Origin of the sequence: Paenibacillus sp. FSL R10-2199, assembly GCF_038000235.1 — a bacterium.
In the GTDB taxonomy this organism is placed as follows: Bacteria; Bacillota; Bacilli; order Paenibacillales; family Paenibacillaceae; genus Paenibacillus_AQ; species Paenibacillus_AQ phytohabitans.
In genome coordinates this window covers 975,597-1,000,082 of the sequence record NZ_JBBOBO010000002.1, presented here as the reverse complement: position 1 = coordinate 1,000,082, position 24,486 = coordinate 975,597, and the positions used below count along the sequence as shown (strand labels likewise).

Annotated in this window: 18 protein-coding genes; 13 read left to right on the top strand and 5 right to left on the bottom strand. The window is 49.8% G+C overall.

Annotated elements, in window-relative coordinates; all coding sequences use genetic code 11:
- The first annotated feature begins 189 nt into the window (after nt 1-189).
- The 6 genes from NYE33_RS32165 to NYE33_RS32140 all read left to right on the top strand — a co-directional run bounded on the left by NYE33_RS32165 (nt 190) and on the right by NYE33_RS32140 (nt 7,481).
- Nucleotides 190-735 carry a PadR family transcriptional regulator gene (locus NYE33_RS32165; RefSeq protein WP_336101653.1) on the top strand — a complete coding sequence of 182 codons (546 nt, stop codon included), beginning with the start codon at nt 190-192 and terminating at the stop codon, nt 733-735.
- Complete coding sequence (locus tag NYE33_RS32160; RefSeq protein ID WP_231575306.1) at nt 719-1,210, top strand: hypothetical protein; 492 nt, start codon at nt 719-721, stop codon at nt 1,208-1,210. The genes NYE33_RS32165 and NYE33_RS32160 overlap by 17 nt, the downstream gene beginning before the upstream one ends.
- 211 nt (nt 1,211-1,421) lie before the next feature.
- Nucleotides 1,422-3,689, top strand: coding sequence for a helix-turn-helix domain-containing protein (locus tag NYE33_RS32155; protein ID WP_076242483.1), 2,268 nt, complete (start codon nt 1,422-1,424; stop codon nt 3,687-3,689).
- A gap of 230 nt (nt 3,690-3,919) precedes the next feature.
- Nucleotides 3,920-4,876, top strand: a complete 957-nt coding sequence (locus NYE33_RS32150) for an ABC transporter permease (protein WP_042134638.1) — start codon at nt 3,920-3,922, stop codon at nt 4,874-4,876.
- A 14-nt stretch (nt 4,877-4,890) separates the two neighbouring features.
- Nucleotides 4,891-5,790, top strand: coding sequence for a carbohydrate ABC transporter permease (locus tag NYE33_RS32145; RefSeq protein ID WP_042134639.1), 900 nt, complete (start codon nt 4,891-4,893; stop codon nt 5,788-5,790).
- A 59-nt stretch (nt 5,791-5,849) separates the two neighbouring features.
- A complete protein-coding gene (locus NYE33_RS32140) occupies nt 5,850-7,481 on the top strand; it encodes an ABC transporter substrate-binding protein (protein WP_042134641.1) in 1,632 nt (543 codons plus the stop codon).
- Nucleotides 7,482-7,779: 298 nt separating this feature from the next.
- Here the strand turns inward: NYE33_RS32140 and NYE33_RS32135 are convergent, their stop codons facing one another.
- On the bottom strand, nt 7,780-8,235 hold the full coding sequence (locus NYE33_RS32135) for a GNAT family N-acetyltransferase (RefSeq protein WP_341069375.1): 456 nt from the start codon (nt 8,233-8,235) through the stop codon (nt 7,780-7,782).
- A 152-nt stretch (nt 8,236-8,387) separates the two neighbouring features.
- Between NYE33_RS32135 and NYE33_RS32130 the strand changes: the two genes are divergently transcribed.
- Complete coding sequence (locus NYE33_RS32130; RefSeq protein WP_042134644.1) at nt 8,388-8,840, top strand: MarR family winged helix-turn-helix transcriptional regulator; 453 nt, start codon at nt 8,388-8,390, stop codon at nt 8,838-8,840.
- Nucleotides 8,841-8,908: 68 nt separating this feature from the next.
- Nucleotides 8,909-10,315 (top strand): amino acid permease, encoded by a 1,407-nt coding sequence (locus tag NYE33_RS32125; protein WP_340947457.1) that lies wholly within the window; start codon nt 8,909-8,911, stop codon nt 10,313-10,315.
- Here NYE33_RS32125 and NYE33_RS32120 read toward each other — a convergent pair.
- A complete protein-coding gene (locus tag NYE33_RS32120; RefSeq protein WP_042140865.1) occupies nt 10,312-10,944 on the bottom strand; it encodes a LysE family transporter in 633 nt (210 codons plus the stop codon). The genes NYE33_RS32125 and NYE33_RS32120 overlap by 4 nt on opposite strands.
- Before the next feature lie 116 nt (nt 10,945-11,060).
- A complete protein-coding gene (locus NYE33_RS32115) occupies nt 11,061-11,582 on the bottom strand; it encodes a DUF3231 family protein (RefSeq protein ID WP_042134645.1) in 522 nt (173 codons plus the stop codon).
- 231 nt (nt 11,583-11,813) lie between these two features.
- Between NYE33_RS32115 and NYE33_RS32110 the strand changes: the two genes are divergently transcribed.
- Entirely contained in the window at nt 11,814-13,094 is a 1,281-nt protein-coding gene (locus tag NYE33_RS32110) for an MFS transporter (RefSeq protein WP_076242485.1), read from the top strand.
- 11 nt (nt 13,095-13,105) lie between these two features.
- Here the strand turns inward: NYE33_RS32110 and NYE33_RS32105 are convergent, their stop codons facing one another.
- Entirely contained in the window at nt 13,106-13,891 is a 786-nt protein-coding gene (locus tag NYE33_RS32105) for an ATP-dependent DNA helicase (protein ID WP_341069372.1), read from the bottom strand.
- Nucleotides 13,884-15,029 carry an ATP-dependent DNA helicase gene (locus NYE33_RS32100; protein ID WP_341069369.1) on the bottom strand — a complete coding sequence of 382 codons (1,146 nt, stop codon included), beginning with the start codon at nt 15,027-15,029 and terminating at the stop codon, nt 13,884-13,886. Before NYE33_RS32100 ends, NYE33_RS32105 begins: the two co-directional genes overlap by 8 nt.
- A 295-nt stretch (nt 15,030-15,324) precedes the next feature.
- Here NYE33_RS32100 and NYE33_RS32095 point away from each other — a divergent pair, with 295 nt between their 5' ends.
- The 4 genes from NYE33_RS32095 (at nt 15,325) to NYE33_RS32080 (ending at nt 24,263) form a co-directional block, all read left to right on the top strand.
- Entirely contained in the window at nt 15,325-16,395 is a 1,071-nt protein-coding gene (locus NYE33_RS32095) for an SGNH/GDSL hydrolase family protein (RefSeq protein ID WP_336101649.1), read from the top strand.
- A gap of 235 nt (nt 16,396-16,630) precedes the next feature.
- The gene (locus NYE33_RS32090; RefSeq protein WP_341069366.1) at nt 16,631-17,833 is read left to right on the top strand and encodes an ATP-binding protein; all 1,203 of its coding nucleotides are present in this window, start codon (nt 16,631-16,633) and stop codon (nt 17,831-17,833) included.
- A 17-nt stretch (nt 17,834-17,850) separates the two neighbouring features.
- Nucleotides 17,851-23,565 carry a HAMP domain-containing protein gene (locus tag NYE33_RS32085; RefSeq protein WP_076242488.1) on the top strand — a complete coding sequence of 1,905 codons (5,715 nt, stop codon included), beginning with the start codon at nt 17,851-17,853 and terminating at the stop codon, nt 23,563-23,565.
- Between the two features lie 407 nt (nt 23,566-23,972).
- Nucleotides 23,973-24,263, top strand: coding sequence for a hypothetical protein (locus tag NYE33_RS32080; RefSeq protein ID WP_042134669.1), 291 nt, complete (start codon nt 23,973-23,975; stop codon nt 24,261-24,263).
- The last annotated feature ends 223 nt before the right edge of the window (nt 24,264-24,486 follow it).

Below are 24,486 nucleotides of genomic sequence, written 5' to 3'. Positions count from 1 at the left end.
CCCCTCTTATAGTGATATTGGATAACTCTTTGAGTTATCTGATGGAACTTTAAGGGGCTTTTTTTGTATGCACAGCAAATGCCATTGACAAACCGGCCATGAAGTCATATATTCAATATATCGAAACGATATATATCAATATATTATATATAAATCCGCTATATGTCGTGCTGAGGAAGGAGGGAATGAATGCTTATATATGTAATACTCGGGTTTCTGTGTGAAAAGGATATGACAGGCTATGAAATCAAGCAGAAGATGATACGCAGCACCTCCAACTTTATTGATGCCAGCTTCGGCAGCATCTATCCTATGCTCAAGAAAATGGAGAAGGGGGAACTGGTCAAGGCTGAAGAAGGGGTAGAGGAGGGCAGATTCAAGAAAGCCTATGGGATCACGGAAAAGGGGAAGGGTGAGTTTATGGAATGGCTACAGACACCCTGTACATTTTCCCCGTTCAATTATGAGTATTTAAATAAGCTGTTCTTCTATAAATATCTTGACGAGCATGAGGTTGCCCGGCTGATTGCCAGCTTCCGCACCACTGTCGCCAGTGAATACAACAAGCTTACTTTAATAGAAGAGAAGCACATTCAAGAGATGGGTGTATACGAACACGCGACGTTGAGGTTTGGCAAAGAATATTATCAGATGATTATGAATTGGCACGAGGAACTCATTAGCGAAATTACAGGAAAGAAGGAAGATAACAATGAGAATGACGAAGAAATTTAAATTGCAGATTGCAGCGGACAAGGTGGATTTGTACAAATGGGTGACGGAGATGACTCCAGGTGAATATGAATCATTCTCTAAGGGCCACAAGGCAATGGGCAGTTATTTTGAAGAAGGTGAGTTCTATATGGTTAATGTGGAGAATATGGGGAATGAGATGATTGTTCAGCACTATCAGTTAAAAGAGCATGCAGAGGATCATTTGCGGTTCTACTCTGACCGGACAGAAGCCTATATCATGCGGTGGATACCCGCCATTGTCGGAGTGCCATGGGAAATGAAGATTACGCCTATTGACCGTAACTCTTGTGAATTCAGCTGTACGATTGGTGCAGACTTCCCCTCACGGTTGCTGGCTATGGCAGCTTGGATAAACGGCCTTGGGGGGTTCTTTATGAGACAACATTTGGCCGGTGAGGGCGTGAAATTTGCTGAAAATATTGAAAAGAAGTTTAACAAAGCCAGTACACGCTGAGCTTGGGAGATAGTACATGTGTACACATACAATGTTCGACAATCTATGAGCAAATGACCAGACCGAGAACCCTATTTTATGGTATTATCATAGAACAGTATTTACGCAGGTAAGCTACTCTTCATCAATCTAAAGGTATAAGCAGAGAAGCCCAGTGTATGCTGGGCTTCTTTATTTTAGATAAATTTACCGTAGGAACAGGGGGCACACCATGAAAAAAACACCGATGATGCTACAGCTGGCATTGATTCTATTCTGTATCATGGCCATTCCGGCAGCGATCTTGACGTGGTATAGCGGGGCACAGATCATAGAAAACTCAGAGACAGCCATCGGTGAATCTGCACTTGCCGGTCTCAATGCCAACCGCAAGTTAAATGAGAATGCACTGGCCAATCTCGCCCAGGATACGGCGCGTCTGGCTGCAACCAATGTATTTGAACGCATCCGCAGCTTCGAGACGTATGACGAGGTGAACGCAAGCTACACTAACGTGACCAAGGCCTTGTCTGTGATGAATGAACTGCTGAACCTGAACCGCCGTGTAGACGGTGTTTATTCCTCATACTTTTATCTGAATAACTCCGATTATGTTATTTCTACAGACAATGCGGTTACGAAGCTGGAGCGGTATGAGCAGGTAGGCTGGACATCCGAAGCTCTGGCAGGCCAGAGAGGAATCAGCGGTGTGTGGGTACCCCGCGTGCTGGGCACGGGCGATCATGTGGTGTCCTATGTGTACCCTCTCAATCGTCTCTCCTCCACGACGGACGGATTGATTGTCGTCAATATGCGGGAGAGTCAGATCGGCAAATATCTGAATACGGCAGAGGCCGGGGACGGCCATTCCCTGCTCCTTGGATCTGACGGAAAAGTAATATCACACAGTGACAAGTCGCTGCTGCTCACCGACGGCTTTGAGCAGCCCTTCCTACAGGAAATCCTGGATGAGGGTTCAAGCGAGGGCTATACATTCCGCGAGCTGGACGGCAACCGGATGGTTTACGCATGGAGCCGCTCGGCATTGTCCGGATGGTGGAATGTAAGCTGGAGCTCGATGGATAAGCTGATGACCAAATCACGGGATATGCAGGGGAATATTATTTTGCTTACCGGAGCTATTATTGTGCTGGGAACGGTACTGGCGGTCTTTCTCGCTACCTGGATGTCCAGACCACTCCGGCAATTAGTCCGGATGATACGCTCGAAAAGTAATCTGGAGGTAGTCAATAAGAATGAGCTTGCCTTTCTGAATGTGGCGTTTAAGCGGATGCAGGAGGAGGAGGAAGGCCTGTTCCAGCTGCTGCAGGAGCGCGAACAGGACACCCGCAGCTTCGCCGTTCACCGCCTGTTGCGCGGAGAGATTCCGCCCCGGATTACGGAGATCTTCCCTGAGCTGTATTACAGAATAGCTGTGGTCTCCATCGACCAGTATAGAGTGTACGTTGGCAATACGAATCTCGAGACACGCAGCTACCACGGATACCTGCTGAACGCGAAGTACGAGAGCCTGTTCCCGGAGGGGGTTCTGGCCCGTTCTGTCTATCATAGTGACGGATGTATTGTGATTGTAATCAACTTTGCTCCGGGCGGGGATGAGCAGAGTTGTGACCGCATCCATCAGGCGCTGGACAGAATCCGGGAGGAGTCGCTAGAGCTGTTGGGGCATTCTGTCACCATAGGGGTAAGCGGCTTGGCAGATGCACCCGAAAGGGTAGCCCAGCGGTTGTTCGAGGCGATGGAATTGATTAAGCAGCGGATGATTAAGGGAGCCGGAAGCGTGATGTACTGGCAGGACGAAGAGGAGAACAGCCGTAAATATATGGATTCCGAGAGCAGTGAGCGGCGGATTCTCAACTTCCTGGATGCCGGCGATCTGAACGGGATACTTAAGGAGCTCCAGGTCATCCGCTGCCAGATCGGTTCAGCAGAGAATATTTCCTACGATAACATTATGTTCATTTATCACCAGCTGCTGGGTGCGACGATCAAGCATCTCCGTGAGAATCATATCAGTACCGGAAGAATGATTATGGGGAAAGGCAACATCTACACTCTTCTGGCATCGATGGATACGCTGGATGAGCTTGAGGAATATTTGCACGGGTTCTTCCAAGAAATCGTGCAGGACCTGGACCGGGGTACCCGTGAAGCCAATCATGGGGAACGGATCATTCAATATTTGCAGGATCATTACCGTGAAGAAATTGTATTGAAGGATATGAGCCATGATTTTGGCATCAGCTATTCCTATATGCGCAAGATTGTGTATGACTTAACCGGCAAGAGTATGATTGATTATCTGAACCAGCTGCGTATCGAGAAGGCCAAGGAATTGCTGCTGGATACCGACCTGACGATCAAACAGATTGCGGCAGAGGTGGGCTACTTTAATGTACAGAGCTTCAACCGGTTTTTCCGCAAATACGAGGGCATGCCGCCGAGCAGCTACAAAACAGCCAAGACCAAAAGCTCTTAAAGGCCTGCTTCTGGCCGTAATTATTCCATTCATGACTCTTAATGAAAACGTTTTAGCCTATCATATTTGATCATATTGCTGCTGCGGAGGCCTTATAAACCGCGTGGTTGTCAGTTTTAATGGCCAGCAGCATTACTCATCGTATTCAAAACCGGCTAATGGAGATAGCATAGAGCTCAGGCCGGTGGATGCAACTGGCACAGAGATAAAATGATGTAGGAGGTGAGACTTTGAAAGTTGCAAACGCTTCAAAGACAAATCAAAATGCTCTATTAAGAAAGAAACAGGGGCCCGGGTATTTTTTAAAGCGTGACTGGCAGCTCTATTTCCTGGTATTGATTCCACTGTCTTTTGTAATCGTATTCAAGTATCTGCCGATGACCGGACTTGTAATCGCTTTTAAAGACTACAAAATTGCAAAAGGCTTCTGGGGCAGTGAATGGGTGGGCCTCCAAATCTTCCAGGATATTTTCGCCAAGCCTGACTTTGCTCCTGCTGTCCGCAATACGCTGCTGCTGAATATTCTGGATCTGTGTTTCAGCTTCACGATGCCGATTCTGCTGGCGCTGCTGCTGAATGAGGTCAAAAGTATCCGGTTCAAACGCATCAATCAGACGCTGCTGTACCTGCCGCATTTCCTGTCCTGGGTCATTATCGGGGCCATCGCATATCAGCTTCTTAGTGAAGGCGGCGGTGTGATTAACAATCTGATTGAACTGATGGGCGGTACCCGCGTTCCGTTCCTGCAGGAAGACACGAACTGGCTGATCAGCTATCTGGCTATCGGTGTGTGGCAGAGCATGGGCTGGGGCACGATTATCTATCTGGCGGCGATGAGCGGGATCAACCCGGAGATGTATGAAGCGGCTACGGTCGATGGAGCAGGACGCTGGAGAAAGGTATGGAATATTACGGTACCTTCTATCCGTGCAACCATCGTAACCCTGCTGATCATGAATCTGGGGAAAGTAATGGAGGGCTCGTTCGAGCGCATCTTCGCTCTGCAGAACAAGGCTACCACAGAGTACACAACAACCATACCGGTTCTGGTATACCGCTGGGGGATTGAATCCGGTAATTTCAGCCGGGCGACCGCGCTTGGATTATTCCAATCTGTTATCGGAATTATTCTTGTAATAACGGCAGATCGCGTCGCTAAAAAGCTCGGTGAAGATGGAATATTATAGAAGGGAGGGAAACCATGAGAGCATCAACAGTCCGTTCGGCCTCACTAAGTAAAGGACGTTTGGACATCTGGGATGTGCTGATCCGCATCGTCTTAATTGTTGTTTCACTAATTTGTTTGCTGCCGTTCCTGCATGTCGTGTCGAAATCCCTGAGCTCTGACTCCTTCGTCATTGCCAATAAGGTCTTCTTGTGGCCGCAGGGCTTCACCATCGAAGCGTATAAGAAAATCTTCGCGGATGCCAGCATCCTCCGTTCCCTGTACATCTCGGTAATTGTAACCGTACTGTTCACGATTCTGGGAATGATTCTGACGATATGCGCTGCGTATCCGTTGTCGAGAGCCCAGTTCAAGGGCCGCCGGGTTATCACCTTCATTTTCCTGTTCACGATGTACTTTAGCGGGGGGATCATCCCGGATTACATGAACATTAATAATCTGGGACTGATGGATACGATCTGGTCACTGATTCTGCCCTTGTCATTCAGTGCCTTCAATTTGCTGATTATGAAGACATCGCTAACGCACGGGATTCCGGTGAGTCTGGAAGAATCGGCGCGCATCGACGGTGCCGGTCATTTCCGGATTCTGTTCAGCATCGTCCTGCCGTTGTCCAAGCCGATTATGGCGACACTTGCCCTCTTCTACGCAGTTGGGCGCTGGAATGCTTACCAGGATGCACTGTTCTACATCAAGCATGAGACTTCGCTCCGGCCGCTACAGCTGAAGCTGTATTATCTGGTCATTCAGGCGAGTGAAAGCTTCCAGCTGGAAGCCACCACAGTATCACTCAGCAACCCGGAAGTGCTTAAAGCATCCGTCGTGGTGTTTGCTACCCTGCCGATTCTCTGCGTGTATCCTTTCGTTCAGAAATACTTCGTGCAAGGAGTTATGCTAGGAGCCGTTAAGGAGTAGCCGTATGTTCCGCAAGCAGCAGTAAATAGCACCCGAAAATTAAAAATGGGGGAATTACGATGAACAAAAAAGGTTTTGCTTCATTAATGATGGCATCTGTCATGACAGCCGGCATGCTTGCCGGATGCTCCGGCGGAAATAATAAACAGAGTGCCGGAACGGACACGCCTGCAGCTTCCAGCAACCAGAGTGAGGGCTTTGCAGATTATTCACAAGGCTTTAAAGAGAAGGTTGCGATTGATATTCCGGTCTATGAACGCGCTTTCGAGGGCTGGAATGTAAGTGATAACTATTACACCCGCTGGGTTCAGGCGGAGTTCGGTGACAAATACAATATCGATGTTAACTTTGTACCTATCTCCCGCAGCAGTGAAGTAACTGATTACGAGCAGCTGCTCGCATCGCATAAGGCGCCGGATATTATTTTCCACTACGATATGCCTCAAGCGCTTACTTATTACGGCGAAGATGTGATGCAGGAGCTTGACTATTCAGAAATAGAAAATTATGCTCCAACTTACTGGGCAAATCTGGGTGAAACGATCCAGCAGTACGGCAAAGTGGACGATAAGAATACCTTCTTCTTCGCTGCACGTCCTGAAGCCGATAACTTCGTCAGTATCATCCGTAAAGACTGGGTGGAGCAGGTTGGCATGAAGGTGGAGGATTTGACCTCCCTGGAGAAGTATAATGAGATGCTGGCGAAATGGAAAGAAGCCGGACTTGGTGTGACTGCGGGGAATCTGATTAAGGACTTCTACAGCTATAACTATGCTTTTCGTGAATGGCCGGTGGATCAGGCATATCGTGCCCTGTATTCGGATGTAAGTGTTGCTGACTTCACCAGCGCTGATACCGAACGTTTCCTGCGCAATCTGAACTATCAGTACAATAACGGTCTCGTGGATAAAGAGTTCTATCTGCGCAGTGATGATAACAAGATCAAATCTGAATTCGTTGCCGGCAAAACGGGTAACTACGCATTCTATCTGACCAACAATGCCGATGTCTTCGCAGCTACGCTGGCCAACAACCCGGATGCCGAATTTGCGGTAATTCCTCCGAATGCAATGGTGCCGGAAGGTTACAAGCCTCAAGGACGCGCTTACTGGCCGTTCGGCTTCATCATGGGCATCAACTATGAGACTACGGATGAAGAGCGTGCTGCCGTCTGGATGTACCTCGAGTGGCTGAGCCAGCCGGAGAACCTGTTCAAATTCCAGAACGGTATTGAAGGCGAGAACTATACACTTGATGCTGAAGGCATTGCTGTGAAGAACCCGGATTACAAAGGCGAATCTGTCCTCTCCACGAACAACAATAAAGACTACTGGGGACTAGTGACTGAAATTGCACAATATCCGGATGCAGAGAAGACCCTCCAGTCGAATCTGCGTAACTGGTCACCGGCCGGCTATGAATATCTCGCCGAGGATATGGTGAAATACTACAACGAGGTTGCGGAATTCCGTACACCTGATGCCATGTTCAGTGTAGTGCTCGAAAAGGTTAATGAATACAAAGCGGATCTGAACTCGCTGTTCCAGGATCTGTATGTGAAGACCGTTCTGGCTCCGGAAGCTGAATTCGATGCAGCCTATGCAGATGCCAAGAAGAGCTTCCTTGATGCTGGATATCAGGAAATCCTTGATGAGAAGCAGGCAGCTATCGATGCGGGCCAGTTCCGTTAATTTGAAGTTATAACGACAAAAAGCAGCGATTCTCTTGTTATTGGAGGATCGCTGCTCTGCATTTTTGGTCATTTTGTAGCTTGCATTTTTTATGTTATGAAGACCGGAATTCGCATTCCGCTTAAACAGCGGAGAGGACGGAACGACCCGCGGAAAAGCGGCAGCGGTCGCCTTTGTGTCCGGATTTTAACCGCTAAGGAAAATTAAAAAAATCTGGACACAACAGCGATTGGAACAACGATCCGTTCGCGCAGCGTTCTCACGAGCTCAATCGTCTATCTGACTCCAATTTGTTGTCTCACAATGCCTTCGTCATAAACACACTGTAAGGGTCCTCAATGTAATCCGCAAACGGGCTGCAGGCCTCAAACCCGAATCGTTCGTATAATTTCCGGGCCGCCTCGAAGCCTTCCGTTGATCCGGTTTCCAGACTCAGCCGCACATAGCCTTGCTGCACAGCTTCCTTAAGGATGTGGGCAAGCATTGCAGAGGCGACGCCTTTTCTGAGGTGCCTGCCAGATGTCCGCATGGATTTGATTTCACCATGATGGTCCCCAAGGTCTTTAAGCGCCCCGCAACCTAACAATTCGCCGTGTTCCCAGGCACTCCAGAAGGTGATTTCCGGTGACCGTAATTTGTCCAAATCCAGTGCATGTACACTCTCCGGCGGGGATTGCTCAAACATGCTCTGTAAATGCTCGCTGATCAATGCTATGATTTCAGTTCCAGTCAAATTATCGATTCTAATCTCCATGTTATTCACTCCTGAGTGTAAGATGACGATCCAGGGCCATTCTACATTTGTTTTTTGTGCCAGAAACGCCATAATGAAATAACGATATTCATTAGTATATATAGATTTATTATTGTTGTAAATACAACATTATTGGACGGGCAGGTGATCAAGTGAAAGAGATACTGCGTGAGGTTGGAATGATTGCGAGGGCACTGGATTCTATAAGTAATATAGAGTTCAAGGAATTAGATCTGACTAAGGGGCAATATTTATATCTCGTCCGCATCTATGAGAATCCGGGAATTATTCAGGAGAAGCTGTCCGAAATGATCAAGGTAGACCGGACAACCGCCGCACGTGCAGTGCAGAAGCTTGAAGTCCAAGGCTTCATTGAGAAGAAGGATGATGAAACAAACAAAAAAATCAACAGGCTGTTTACAACTGAAAAGGGTGATCAGGCTTATTCTTTTCTGAAAAGAGAAGGGGATCATACGGACAGGGTTGCCTTAGCAGGGTTCTCCGGACAAGAATCAGAACTATTATTTCAGCTTCTGCAGAGAGTCCGGAAAAATATTGAGGTTGAATGGGAGTATGTGAAGAAGGGGAATAAAAGAGAGTACTAATTTGTCCGCCCGAGGGGAATTGTAGAGATGAGAACTCTCAAATTCGAATCAGGATGAGGACGGAATTCATGAAGCAAACCTCCAGTAAAACCGAAGAGGACAAGAAGCTTAAATGGTGGCAGCTCAGTTTATTGGGCATAGCAGGGACTATAGGAACCGGATACTTTTTGGGCTCGGGACTGGCCATCTCCATGGGCGGTCCTGCTGTGCTGCTGGCCTACATTTTGGCGGCTGGCGGAACCTATGTTGTATTTGATGCGCTGGCAAGGATGACGGCAGAACATCCGGAGCAGGGCTCCTTCCGGTCCTATGCCAAGAAAGCGTTCGGCAGCTGGGCAGGGTTCGGAAGCGGCTGGGTATATTGGTTCTCGGAGCTGCTGATTATGGGAAGCCAACTTACAGCGTTATCCATCTTCTCGCGTTTTTGGTTTCCGGCCGTACCGATGTGGGTTTTTGCTGCCGGGTTTGCCGCAGTGAGCCTGTTGATTGTGTTTTTCGGGAATAAGGGATTTGACCGGGTTGAAAATATACTGGCTGTCATCAAAGTGGCGGCGATCCTGATGTTTCTTGTGATTGCTGCTGCGCTTCTGGCTGGCTGGATCGGTGGGGGGAAGTTCACACCGAAGGTACCCCTTGGGTATAAGGCGTTGTTTCCGTCAGGGGGCATCGGACTTTGGTCGGCCTTTATTTTTGCTTTTTATGCTTACGGCGGCATTGAGGTGCTGGGGATTATGTCCTACAGGCTCAAGAAACCTGAGGAGGCTCCAAAAGCGGGGAAGGTGATGCTGCTCGGACTGGCTGGGGTGTATGTCCTGTCGATCGGACTTGCGGTGATTATGGTGCCGTTAAGCGCCTTCAACCCGAAGGAAAGTCCTTTTGTTCTTGCACTCCGCAGCGATCATCTGGCCTTCGTGCCGCATTTGTTTAACGGGGTGCTGATTATTGCCGGATTCTCCACGATGACAGCCTCGCTGTATGCCATTACCTCAATGATGATCACTCTTGCGCAGGAAGGCGATGCGCCCAAGTTATTCTCGAAGAAATGGAAGGATAAATATCCGTTCTACGCACTATGTCTGATTGCTGCCGGTCTAATAGGTGCTATCATGATGTCCTTGTGGCTGCCGGGAAAAGTATATGAATACATTACCACGGCTGCGGGCCTCATGATCCTGTATAACTGGTCCTTTATCTTACTCTCAGCCGGCCGGCTGCTTAAGCCCAGTCTTCTCAGCGGAGTGAAACGCTGGACGGGCCTGGTGCTGATTGCGGCTGCTGTAGCAGGGACACTGTTTCATGCGCTCAGCCGTCCGGGCTTCTACATCAGTCTGCTGATTGTTTCACTGATTGCGCTGAGTGACTGGATTGTTCAACACTATCGCGGCAAAAAAGGCGGTACCCATGAATCCCATTCCCTGCAGGGCGGTCCTGAGTTCCGGATCACAGGGATCAGGCTGCGCAAAAACAAGGTTTAATGAAAAAAGAGCAGCCGTGCAGCCTGTACACCAAAATAAAAACCAAAGCCAATCAGCGACAGGCCGGACAGTACGGAGATCACCTGTAATACCCTGACCGTCAGAAACTTACGGAAGAGACTGGAGGCGGCCGCCATGGTTACGTCCCAGAGCAGAATCCCGAGGACGATTGCCCCGCTGTAGATCAGCAGCTGCTGCATCGGATAATTACTGGCAGCCTCAGCCAATATCGAGCCGTATATCCCCAGCCAGAACAGGATGGACAGGGGATTGAATAAGGACATCAGAAATCCCGACACATAAGACCTGGACAGTGAGGCATCGCTTCCCCTTAGGCCGGCCACTGAAATGTCTCCTGTATTCTTGATGCTGTCCACCCCTGTATAGACGAGGACAAAGAACCCGAACAGCCACAAGAATACTTTCACAAACGGATCGTCCAGCAGGTGAATTAGGCCGAAATAGACAAGCAGCATATAGATAATATCTGCGCTGACCGCCCCCAGGCCAACAGCCCAGGCAGGCATGAATCCTCCGCGGAGTCCCTTGTCCAGCTGTGCAGCATTAATGGGCCCCAAGGGTGCGGAAAGAGATAATCCCAGAAAGATATAACCTATAAATACGTTAATGTTGTCCTCCCCCTTTATACAGATAGCATATTCTGGTAAAGGCGGATATAGGACAACCAAAAGAAGGCCCGCGAAAGATCGCGGGCCCTCTTTATGGGATGTTGAGTGTAAACAGTTTACACTCTAACGGTTTCAGGTCTTTTAGTTAGAAGAGGCGGTGGAATCAGCCAGCCCTTCTTCTTATTCAAATGCAGAATTTTAACGCCTATGGCTGCTTTGGTAAGGTGGTATTTGGCAAATAAGGCCCCGATATCTTCGCGGATGGATTGCCCCATAGCCTGACTGCATGCTACCAGTCCTGTAGCGGTATCAGCAGCAAGTTTGGCAGCTATTTCAGGATCTGTGAACCGTGCCCCAACAGGGATATCCTCAAGCTTGGCATCCGGCCGGTCTGGCATTACCGGTGCAGAGGCAAGACCCTGCTCGGTGAGCAGAGTGTCGCACTCACTGATTTCCAGCTCTGCCTGATCAATTAATGTTCCTAATATTTTTTTGAGATCGTTATCGCCAGCGTGATACATATAAGCTCTGTAACACGACAATGCTCCCTTGGCTACCATCGAGGCTTGCCAGACCGTGAAGATTTCTCCATAGTGCATCGGTTCTTCTTTGGGGTTACCGCCTAAAATTCCTGTCATAAATAAACTCCTTTATTGTTGGATTTGAACAAGAACTAGCATGCCCGCAAAGAACATGGATGTTGCAGCATTTTCACCGATACAATCTAAATTCATAATATTGCTACATAATCTCAGCCGGACCTCCCTTTTTTGTTCAATGAACAGCATCAATATCTCCCTGCAGGGTGTATAAATAATGCTGTATGAACCACAATAAGCAGGATGTGATTACAAAGAAGGTGGTTCGCCATGAAAGGTTCAAAAGGAGCATTAATTGCACTTGCTTCCATCCCGTTAATCATGACACTTGGCAATTCCATGCTGTTGCCTATTCTGCCGCAGATCTCCAAAAAGCTTGGTATCAATGCTTTTCAGGTCAGTATGATCATCACGGTGTATGGCCTGATCGCCATCTTGATGATTCCGGTTGCCGGTTATCTGTCAGACCGCTTTGGACGTAAAATCGTTATCCTGCCCAGTCTCATCCTTGCGGCCATAGGCGGAGCTATTTGTGTTGCCGCTGCCTGGTTCTTAACCGGAGTAACTGCCTACTGGGTCATCCTCGGAGGGCGTCTAGTCCAGGGGATTGGAGCCGCAGGAGCCTTTCCGATCGTCCTTCCCTTCGTAGGCGATCTGTTCAAGGATGAGAAAGAGGTTAGTAAAGGATTGGGAATCATTGAAACCTCCAACACCTTCGGCAAAGTATTAAGTCCGATCCTTGGCGCGTATCTCGGTACATTGCTATGGTATGCACCCTTCATCGCGATTCCGGCCTTGTGTCTGATTTCCTTTGTGCTTGTTGTGTTTCTCGTCAAGAAACCAAAGTCAGAGGAGAAGGCCGAAAAGAAAAGCATCGGGCAATTCTTAACCGGCATTAAAGAAATCCTGCATGAAAGGGGCCGCTGGCTGTATGCCATATTTGCGATAGGCGGAATCTGTATGTTCGCAACCTTCGGCGTGCTGTTCTATTTATCGGAGACGCTGGAGGCGGAGTATAACCTGCATGGGGCCTCCAAGGGATTTGTACTGGCCATTCCCCTTGCACTTCTGTGTCTGGCCTCTTACGGAAGCGGCAAAATCATCGGCAAAAACAAGCTGTTAATGAAATGGCTCGGTTTCGGAGGTATGGCGGTGCTTACAGCAGCTATGCTGATAACAGGCTTTAGCCAGAATATATACTTCATGGTAGGCTTCTTAAGTTTAAGCGGTGTCGGGATTGGTGTGGTTCTGCCCTGCATGGATGCGCTGATCACGGAGGGGATTGAAAAAGAGAACCGTGGTACAATCACCTCCTTATACAGCAGCATGAGATTTATCGGGGTTGCACTGGGCCCGCCGGTCGTGTCACTTCTAATGAACCGGGGACATTGGGTTTTATTCGGTACTATGGCAGCCGTAGGGGCGGCTGGCGGGCTTCTGTCCTTTTTCGCCGTTACTCCAAGCAAAGGAGAGGCTGGAGGCGAGAACAATCTGAAGCAAACCAGCATGAAGCATAAAAAAGCAAATCCGATGCGCCAGCGTGTCCGTTAGAGCGGTTGATATCAAATCTTATCAAATTTCTCCTGTACAAACTTCTCCAGCACCCTGAAATCCTCGGTAACCCGCTTGAAGGGCAAAGCTCCCAGCACCTTATCCCGGTAGTCCTTACGGGCTCCGGCGGACAGGCGGGAATCGAGGATACTGAGCACACCCAGGTCCGTTTCACTGCGGATCAGACGTCCCGTGCCCTGCCTCAACCGGAGTAGCATGTCCGGGACGAATACGTCTTTCAAGGGGTTCTCAGCCAAAGAGGCCTTATATTCATAGACCGGATCGGCAGGGACCGGGAAAGGGAGCCGGACCACAATTAACTGCGATAAATCGGAGCCTGCGATATTTACGCCCTCCCAGAATACCCCCGTACTCAGCAGAACGCCTTTACTGGCCCGGAATTCAGCGATTACCCCATCCTGGGACGAGCCTTCCCTCTGCACATGCAGCGCCCAGTTAAGCTTCTCGGCGCTTAGCTTCTGATGAATGTACTTCATATCCTCTTTGGCCGAGAAAAGCACCAGTGTCCGCCCGTCCGTCAAATTGCAGAGTCTCAGCATCTCCTTGTACGCTGCTTCCAGATAAGCTTCCCGGTTGTTATGGTTATAGTAGGGAACGTTCCTGGCAATGTACATCAGGGTGTGGTTATCGTAATCAAACGGTGAAGCCTGGCGCTCCATATAATCTCCCCGGTATCCGAGCGACTCTGTCAGATAAGCATATTGTTCCTCCAGCGTATCTCCGGTCTGGCACAGGGTTGCTGACGTTAAGATGACAGAGGTCTTTCCGTTAAACAAGCTGTGTTTCAGGAACTGGCTTTATGCCTTTGGGACAGATGCTGACCGTGCTCTCCCCCCGCGTATGGCTTGCCCAGATCAGATAGTTGTCCTCCGCTCCGGCGAGTACAGCAAAGAGGCCGATAAGTCCGTTCATGGCTTCAAAAGCATTGTCAATCTCCCGCTCACGCCGGGAAGTGAGGACGGACAGGCTGAGACTGAACTCTCTCAATACCTGAATTCCCCGCTGCAGCGGGACTCCTGTAATCTCCGATACTTTGATCCGGTCATTGTCCTGCTTGGCTGTGTGCAGCAGATCCGCCTCTACCTGTCTGAAAATATCCCCGGCGCATCTTTTTATAAATTTATATTGTGCCATTAGCTCCTTATCTGCGGATTGCCTGAAAAGAATCTGTAAGGCGTCCTCCAGTATGCGGCAGGTTCCCCGGAAGGTGAATTCGAGCGTTCTTGCATCTCTGACCTTTGCTTCGAGATTATGTGCTTCATCTATTACGATCAGCGCCGGCCGTTCCGCAATTAAGCCCTTGGTTCCTTCCTTCTTCTTAATCAGGTCACGGATAAGCAGGTCCTGATTAACGATGATGAAATCCATGTCGCCGGGGGCGGCATTAATTTTGGCCCTCATCTCGTAGAACGAGCAGGTGCTCCGGTAATGGCATTGCTCAAATTTGCAATCATTCACACAAACGCCGGACCATACCGCGTCACTAACACCGCCCTCAATATCTGCCCGCTCATCAATCCCGTAATTCACAATACGTTCGGCAAGCGCAGACAGGGGGGAAGCAGCAGCATCCGGCTTGATTAGTTCAGCTGCCCTGTACCGGCAGGCATATTGCCCCATACCTTTCCCGACTACGGAGCGGACTGAAGTGAACCCGAGCCGGCTGCCGATGAACCGCAGATCTTTATGGATCTGTTCGGAGAGCTGGATGGAGGAGGTGGCAATAATGACCGGCTGCCGGGAGATCTGGTTAATGAGCAGGCCGGGGATAAGGTAGGCAAAAGACTTGCCGATTCCGACTCCGGCTTCAATCATCGCATTGCGGCTATGTACATAAGCATCCGCGATATCCAGAGACATATCCTGCTGGCCGAGCCTCTCTGTGAGGCCGATCCTCGGAAACCGGTCATACATCCGGAAGATGGCATTGACCAGAGCGGGTTCGATGTCCTTTTTCAGCTCCCGCTTCTGTAATTTATAGAGATCATTTAACCAGCTGATAACGACCGCCCCTTTTCTATAATCAATGATGTGCCTGTCCCGAATCTATTTGGGTGAGGTTGTTATTATCATAGATGAAGCGCTAACAGTCAAGGGTTAGAATGTAACAGATTCGCGGAATGCTCCAGTCTCTTTGTCAGACAGTTCTTGAAAACAAAAGGCGCGCCTGCTACTGTTACTGTTATAGAGCGGGAAGGAAGGTTTAAAGATGACAGAACACGCGCAAGTATTCAAACCTGCGGAGACACATGTGAAATTGACCGGCCGGACGCATTACAGCAATGATGTGCTGTGGCTGGCACTCTCCGGCAGCGGTATCGAATTTTCATTCTATGGCACCAAAGCGGAGATTACATTGAAAGCTGATACTATTGCCTTAACCGGTAATAATCTGGCCAGGATTGGCATCTGTGTAAACGGAGTACGGGTCATTGACGACCAGCTGGACACGCTGCTTAGAACGTATACGATATTTGAGAGCGAGACGGAGCAGGAGGTCAGGGTAAAGGTCACCAAGCTGTCTGAGGCGGCAATGTCCACGGCAGGGATTCAGGAGATTGCTGTCCATGCAGCGGATGGAATCAAACCCGCTCCGGCAAAAGTACATAAGATCGAATTCATCGGCGATTCCATTACCTGCGGCTACGGCGTGGATGATGAGGACGGGCTGCATTCCTTCTCCACAGCTACAGAAGATGTCACCAAAAGCTATGCTTATCTGACGGCCCGCCATCTTGATGCGGACTATAGTATGGTTTCGTATAGCGGCTATGGCATTATTACAGGATACACGGAAACCGATCAACGGCTGCTGACACATCTTCTCCCGGATTATTATGAACGGGTAGGCAAGTCCGAGGGTAAATTTGACGGCGTTCTGCTGCCCCAGGATATTCGTTGGGATTTCAACAGGTTTGTGCCCGATCTGATTGTCATCAATCTCGGAACGAATGATGATTCCTACACCAGAGACGATACCGGCAAGCAGACGGAATATGCCAGGGAGTATGCTGAATTCCTCAAAATGGTCAGACGCAATAACCCCCGCACACCCATTCTGTGTACGCTGGGCATCATGGGAGACAGATTGTATCCTTATGTCGAACAGGCAGTGAAGGGATATATGCAAGAAACAGGAGACAGCAACATTTCTGCCATGAAATTTGACGTGCAGGAGGCAGTGGATGGATACGCCTCCGACTCCCACCCTTCCCAAGCTACGCACAGTAAAGCTGCCCGGAAGCTGACGGCTCATATCAAGGGGCTTATGGAGTGGTGATACAGGGAAGCTTGATTGGGCAGAATAATATCTGCTCTGAATATTGCCTAAAGGAAGAAAGCGGCCCGTCTCCGGACGATCGCTTTTTTGTTTTTCCTACACTGGTGAATACATAGAGAACAATGGGAAAGCTATAAGGGTAAAGGGAGTTTCGTTATTTGAAATTATGGGTATATAAGCTATATTTTCGAAATATAAACGTCAGCAAGCCACAAGTCGGAAAGTGAGGGTCCTCATGGATTTCCCAGTCAACATCCTTCTCGTAGACGATCACCCCGAAAACTTGCTTGCCATTGAGGCTATTCTAAGCGGAGAACCATATCATCTGTTTCGGGCATATTCCGGGGTAGAGGCTTTGCGCTGTTTATTGGAAGAAGAATTTGCCGTCATCGTCATGGATGTGCAAATGCCGGGAATGGACGGGCTGGAGACGGCACGCCTCATCCGGACCCGGGAGAAAAACAATTACGTGCCTATCATCTTTATGACAGCGACCAGTAATACAATGGAGGATATCTTCGCAGGCTATTCGGTCGGCGCTATGGATTATATGACGAAGCCCTTCGTCCCGCAGCTGTTCAAATCAAAAATCGAGGGCTATGTCAGTATGTATGAAGCTAACAAAACCCTGCAGATCCAAAGCGACATGCTCAAGCAACAAGCGAAGCAGATGGAGAAAACGAATCAGGAGCTCAGAGAGGCTAAGGAAGCGGCGGAAATCGCATCCCGTGTGAAATCGGAATTTCTGGCCATGATGAGCCATGAGATCCGTACTCCGCTGAATGGGATCATAGGCATGTCTGATCTGCTGCTCACCTCCGATTTGCCGGAAGAATACGCTGAGATGGCAGGAATTATCCACACGAGCAGCAATGCACTGCTTTCGGTCATCAATCCTATTCTCGATTATTCCAAAATTGAATCCGGAAAGATGGAAGTGGAAGAGGCGCCGTTCTCCCTTCAGGACTGCCTGGCTGAAACGATAGATTTGTTCACAGCCAAAACCAGGGAGCGGAAACTGGAGATGGCTGTGACCGTAGATCCTTCGGTTCCGCCTTATATAACGGGTGATATGACCCGCCTCCGTCAGGTATTGAATAATCTGGTGGGCAATGCAGTGAAATTCACCCATGAAGGCAGTATATACATAATGGTTAACAAGCTGTCCGAAGAGGCGAATACGCTTACGCTTGAATTTACAATTAAAGATACGGGCATCGGAATTCCCCCGGATAAGATAAACGAGCTGTTCCAGCCCTTCTCCCAGCTGGATGCCTCTACAACACGCAGGTTCGGAGGCACAGGGCTTGGATTATCGATCAGCAAATCTTTAGTTGAATTAATGGGCGGCAGCATCCGGGTAGAACCGTCGAATGAACCTGGCGCCACCTTTGTTTTTACAATTGCAGTCAAACAATTCCAAGTAAATAATGCATAAGGGGCAGGGTTGATACTATGAGCGATCAGAACCAAAGCAAAGAGATAAGCGGGGATCAGATTGATGCCGGCGAATTGCTCAACGCCTTAATGGCGATGAAGAAAGGAAACTTCTCCCACAGAATGCCCTATGACCGCACGGGAATAGCCGGTAAGGTAGCGGATACCTTCAACGAGATCATGGATATTCAGGAGAGTCTGGTGAATGAAGTCCAGACAGTAGCCAGGGTGGTCGGTAAAGAAGGTAATCTGTCGCGCAGATTCGTGCAGAAGAATCTGGGCGGCTCCTGGGAGACCATTACCGATTCGCTGAACGGGATGGTTATTGACTTAATTCAACCGACCAGCGAGATGGTCCGGGTGATTAACGCCGTAGCCAAAGGCGATCTGTCCCAGAAGGTGGAGCTGGAGATCGAAGGGCGGCCGCTCACTGGTGAATTCCAGCGGACGGCAAGCAATATTAACATGATGGTGAATCAGCTTAGTACATTTGCCTCCGAGGTTACCCGGGTAGCACGCGAGGTCGGCACGGAGGGCATTCTGGGCGGGCAGGCAGATGTCAAAGGGGTATCGGGAACCTGGAAAGACTTAACAGACAGCGTGAATTACATGGCGACTAACCTTACGGATCAGGTGCGTAATATTGCGGCGGTAACGACTGCTGTGGCGAACGGTGATCTGTCAAAGCAAATTACAGTAAATGCACGGGGAGAAATCCTTGAGCTCAAAAATACGATCAACACCATGGTGGATCAGCTCTCCATGTTCTCTTCCGAGGTTACTCGTGTAGCGCGAGAGGTTGGCACGGAGGGTAAGCTTGGCGGGCAGGCAGACGTGAAGGATGTATCGGGTACATGGCGCGATCTAACCGAAAGTGTAAACTACATGGCCTCCAACCTGACCAACCAGGTGCGTAACATCGCGGTTGTGACCACTGCGGTCGCAAACGGCGATCTGTCGAAGAAGATTACTGCCGATGTCCAGGGCGAAATCCTTGAGCTCAAGAACACCATCAACACGATGGTGGATCAGCTGTCGACCTTCGCTTCCGAGGTTACCCGGATGGCGCGTGAGGTCGGTACGGAAGGGATCCTTGGCGGACAGGCAGATGTCAAAGGCGTATCCGGCACCTGGCGGGATTTGACGGAAAGCGTAAATTACATGGCCTCGAACTTAACCAATCAGGTGCGTAACATTGCCGAAGTAACAACCGCTGTCGCTAAGGGCGACTTATCCAAGACGATAACTGTCGATGCGAAAGGCGAAATTCTCCAGTTGAAGAGCACCATCAATATTATGGTGGATCAGCTCAGCAACTTCGCCTCTGAGGTGACACGGGTGGCGCGGGAGGTCTCCACGGAAGGAATTCTCGGCGGTCAGGCGGATGTGAAGGGCGTATCCGGCACCTGGAAGGATTTAACGGACAGCGTTAACTTTATGGCGGGTACCCTGACCGATCAGGTGCGTAATATCGCTGAAGTGACGACGGCGGTGGCCAAGGGCGACCTGTCCAAGCAGATCACGGTAAATGCGACCGGAGAAATCCTTGAGCTCAAGAACACAATTAACACCATGGTGGAGCAGCTCTCTACCTTCGCTTCCGAGGTTACCCGTGTGGCGCGTGAGGTGGGTACCGAGGGCATGCTGGGCGGACAGGCCCAGGTTAAGGGCGTTGCCGGGACCTGGCGGGATTTGACCGAGAGTGTAAACTATATGGCCTCGAACCTGACCAATCAGGTGCGTAACATTGCTGTTGTAACGACGGCAGTAGCGAACGGAGATCTGTCCAAGAAAATCACTGCCGATGTCCAGGGCGAAATCCTGGAGCTCAAAAATACCATCAATACGATGGTGGACCAGCTCTCGATGTTCTCCTCCGAGGTGACGCGTGTGGCCCGCGAGGTAGGTACAGACGGCAAACTGGGCGGACAGGCGCAGGTGAAGGGCGTCGGCGGAACCTGGAAAGACTTGACCGAGGGCGTAAATAATATGGCCCGGAATCTGACGGACCAGGTGCGGAATATTGCGGACGTTACGACGGCGGTAGCCAAAGGGGATCTGTCCAAGAAGATTACCGTAGATGTCAAAGGTGAAATTCTGGAGCTGAAGAATACGATCAACACCATGGTGGACCAGCTCTCGATCTTCGCCTCCGAGGTTACGCGTGTGGCGCGCGAGGTCGGTACGGACGGCAAACTCGGGGCGCAGGCGGAAGTTAAGGATGTTTCCGGTACCTGGAAGGATCTGACCGATACGGTCAACTACATGGCCAGCAATCTGACCATTCAGATGCGCAACATTGCCGGTGTTACGACAGCGGTAGCGAACGGCGATCTGTCCAAGAAGATTACGGTAGACGTTAAAGGCGAACTGCTTGAGCTGAAGAACACGATTAATACGATGGTGGACCAGCTGAATTCGTTCGCTTCCGAGGTTACGCGTGTGGCGCGCGAGGTCGGTACAGACGGTAAGCTGGGCGGACAAGCCCAGGTGCGCGGCGTCGGGGGGATTTGGAAGGATCTGACCGACAACGTTAACATTATGGCGACCAATCTGACGGATCAGGTGCGCGGGATCGCCAAGGTTGTGACTGCCGTTGCGAACGGTAATCTGAAGCAGAAGCTGACCGTGGAAGCCAAAGGCGAAATCGCCGAGCTGACTGATACCATCAATAATATGATCGAGACACTGGCGACCTTCGCCGACCAGGTGACCACGGTGGCGCGGGAGGTAGGCGCCGAAGGGAAGCTGGGCGGACAAGCCAGTGTGCCTGGAGCAGCAGGAACGTGGCGTGACCTGACAGACAACGTTAACTACATGGCGAGTACGCTTACCACGCAGGTGCGGGCGATTACGAATGTTGCCACGGCGGTAACGAATGGCGATCTGTCACGGGCCATCGACGTATCCGCCTCCGGGGAAGTCGCGACACTCAAAGATAATATTAACGAAATGATCCGGAACCTGAAGGAGACGACCCGGATCAATACAGAGCAGGATTGGCTCAAAACCAACCTGGCCAAATTCTCACGGATGCTGCAAGGGCAAAGAGATTTGTATGCGGTGAGCCGTATGATCCTGTCCGAGCTGGCTCCGCTTGTATCTATGCAGCATGGGGTCTTCTACATCAATGAGCCTTCTAACGGTGAAGCGGTTCTGAAGCTGTTCGCCAGCTATGCTTACCAGAGCCGCAAGCATCTGGCCAATGAATTCCGGGCCGGGCAAGGGCTGGTCGGCCAGTGTCTGATTGAGAAGCAGCGGATCCTGCTTACCAATGTGCCGGGCGACTATGTTGTAATTTCGTCCGCATTGGGAGAAGCTACCCCGCTTAATATTATTTTGCTGCCGATTATTTTCGAAGATCAGGTGCTGGCGATACTGGAGCTGGCCACCTTCCGCCCTTATAGTGATATCGACATCGCCTTCCTGGATCAGCTTACAGAATCCATCGGCATTGTGATCAATACCATGCAGGCGAACCAGCGTACGGAGGAATTGCTGATCCAATCACAGTCGCTCACCGAGGAGCTCCAGAAGCAGCAGATGGAGCTGCGGAGTACGAATGACGAGCTTGAGGATAAAGCGAAGCTGCTGGTGCTGCAGAAGGCGGAAGTGGAGAGCAAGAATCATGAGGTAGAGGTAGCCAAGCGTTATCTGGAGGAGAAAGCGGAACAGCTTGCGCTCACGTCCAAGTACAAATCCGAGTTTCTGGCCAACATGTCGCATGAGCTGCGAACCCCGCTGAATTCCCTGCTACTCCTGGCAGAACAGCTGGCCGAGAACCCGGATGAGAATCTTCATGAGATTCAGGTGAAGTTCGCGAAGACCATTCAGGACTCCGGACTTGAATTGCTTAACCTTATCAACGATATTCTGGATCTGTCCAAAATCGAATCGGGCACGATTACGCCGGATTACAGCGAGGTTTCTCTGGCAGAGCTGACAGACGGGCTGGACCGTACCTTCCGCCATATGGTGGATGCCAAGAAGCTGGACTACCGGATCATCATTGATTCCGGCGTACCGGCCAGAATAGCAACGGATTTCAAGCGGCTGCAGCAAATTCTGAAGAACCTGCTGTCCAACGCCTTCAAGTTCACGGAGCAAGGGCAGATCATGCTGCAGATCCGCAAAGCAGGCGAGGGCTGGCATCCGGAGAATGAATCGCTGACGCGGGCCAAAACGGTGATCTGCTTCTCTGTAAGCGACACGGGAATCGGTATCCCGCCTGAAAAGCAGCAGATTATCTTCGAAGCCTTCCAGCAGGCGGATGGCAGCACGAACCGGGAATACGGCGGGACAGGCCTGGGTCTTGCCATATCCCGCGAGATTGCCGAGATGTTAGGCGGAGAAATCACCCTGTACAGTGAAGCGGGCAAAGGGAGCGTCTTTAATCTGTACCTGCCTACTGAAGCGGAATTCACCGAACCGGAGATCCCCAAGGCACATGTTCCGGAGGTGATCGATATCACCCCATCCAAACGCAGAAGTAATCTGGCTAAGCCGGCAGATGATACGTTCCTTGATGACCGGGATCAGATCGTGCCGGGAGACCGTGTCTTCCTGATTATTGAGGATGACCAGAAGTTCAATGAAATTATGCTGGATATGCTCCACAAAAAAGGTATCAAAGCCGTGATTACATCCAGCGGCTATGATGTGCTGGAGCTTGTTCATAAGTACCAGCCGATTGCTATAACACTCGATCTGCATCTTGGCGGAGACGCCGACGGCTGGCTGGTACTCGAGCAGCTGAAGAACGATATTGAGGTGCGGCATATTCCGGTCTGTGTGATGACGGTCGATGAGGATGAGGTACTGCTGTTACAGCGGGGCGCTCATGATTACTTCCGCAAACCGGTGACCAATGAAGAGTTGGAGAATGCGCTCGACCGTCTGAACCAGTTTGCGGATAAGAAGACCAGGAATCTGCTGGTGGCGGTCCAGAATGAGGAAGAGCGCAAGCAAATCATTGAGCTGTTAAGCAACCCTGATATCAGTCTTACGGCAGTGGACACGGCACGCAAAGCGTTGAACCAGATCAATACCAAAGAATTCGATTGTGTGGTACTGGACAGCAGCCTGCCGGAGATGAATCTCATCCGGTTTATCCGGGATATGTACAAGAACGCGAAGAACAAAAAGGTTCCCGTCCTGGTCCACATGAGCAGGAAGCTGACACCGGCGGAAGAAAGCGATTGGGATGAGCTGGTCAAAATGGCGGTGCTCAAAGAGGTGAAATCGAATCTCCAGCTGATCGATGAAACGACCCTCTTCCTGCACCGCAAGGCGGAGAACCTGCCGTCCGGTTCAAAGGATAAGCTGGTTAAGCTGCATCACTCGGATGAAATGATTGAGTCTAAGAAAGTGCTTGTAGTGGATGATGATATCCGGAACATCTTCGCACTCACTTCCATTCTGGAACGTCATCAGATGAAGGTCATCCCTGCGGAGAACGGCCAGGATGCCATCACTCTTCTGGAACAGACACCGGACATCGAAATTGTCCTGATGGATATCATGATGCCGGGGATGGACGGCTATGAAACGACCCGTGCCATCCGGCTCAAGCCGGAATTCAAGGACCTCCCCATTCTTGCGCTGACGGCGAAAGCGATGAAGGGAGACCGGGAGCTGTGCCTCGAAGCAGGCTGCTCGGATTACATTACCAAACCAGTCAACAGTGCACAGCTGTTATCTATGATGCGTACATGGCTGGATAACGGTAACTAAGACTTATAAAAACAGGAGCCGACCCCAAAGCCGTGAAAAGGCTGCTTGGGTCAGGCTCCTTTACCTGTTTCAAGGGGGAACATAGCGATAGTTGTATAATGTGCAATTAAAAACAGCGAAAGGGTATGCTTGCATCTTATAACTGTAATCTGTACAACTAAATCTGCCTGAACGGGTGAAACAATCTGCAAATGGAAATTTAATTGCACGAAATACAATTAAACAGATAATCGGTTGAAAATCAGACGATTTAGTTGTACAAAATACAACTAAATATACCGGAGGGATATACCTTTATCGGTTCATTGCAAGCCCTCAGCAAGTGATTTGTCAAAGTGGTTTTTATTGATTTAAATCTGACGTTATACCAGGTATAGCTTAGAATCTGCGGCAAGCTAACGGCACCTGTGCTGCCTAATCATCTGGAGCAGCTGATCATCGAGGGCGATAAGGCCACAGTGAAGCTATACAGCAGCGGCACCATCAGCGTGATTGATAACAAGGGTGTGGAGACTATAGTTTCGGAGAACAACGGCCTTGATTTCGAAGAGAGCCACTACCGCCTGCAGTCACATTTCATTCACTGCCTGAATACGGGCGGGGAATTCCAGACGAGCGGAGAAGACAATTTGAAGACGCTGGAGCTTGTATTCGAAACGTACAGAAGCGCTGAGGAACATAAGGTTATACATTTTTGAACAGCTTTAGCGCCTTGATGTGTTCATTATAAATGTAAAGAGGCCCGCAAATAGAGAAAATACAGACGCACTGATTCCAAAAAGTAATACTAGCCGTATAGAAGCCTGGACATTATTCGCAGAATTGATTATGAGGATGAATACACCCAGTATGGCTCCAATTATGAAATATAACAAAACATGTGTAATCATGTTGCGGTGTTTGATGGCTCTATCTATATAC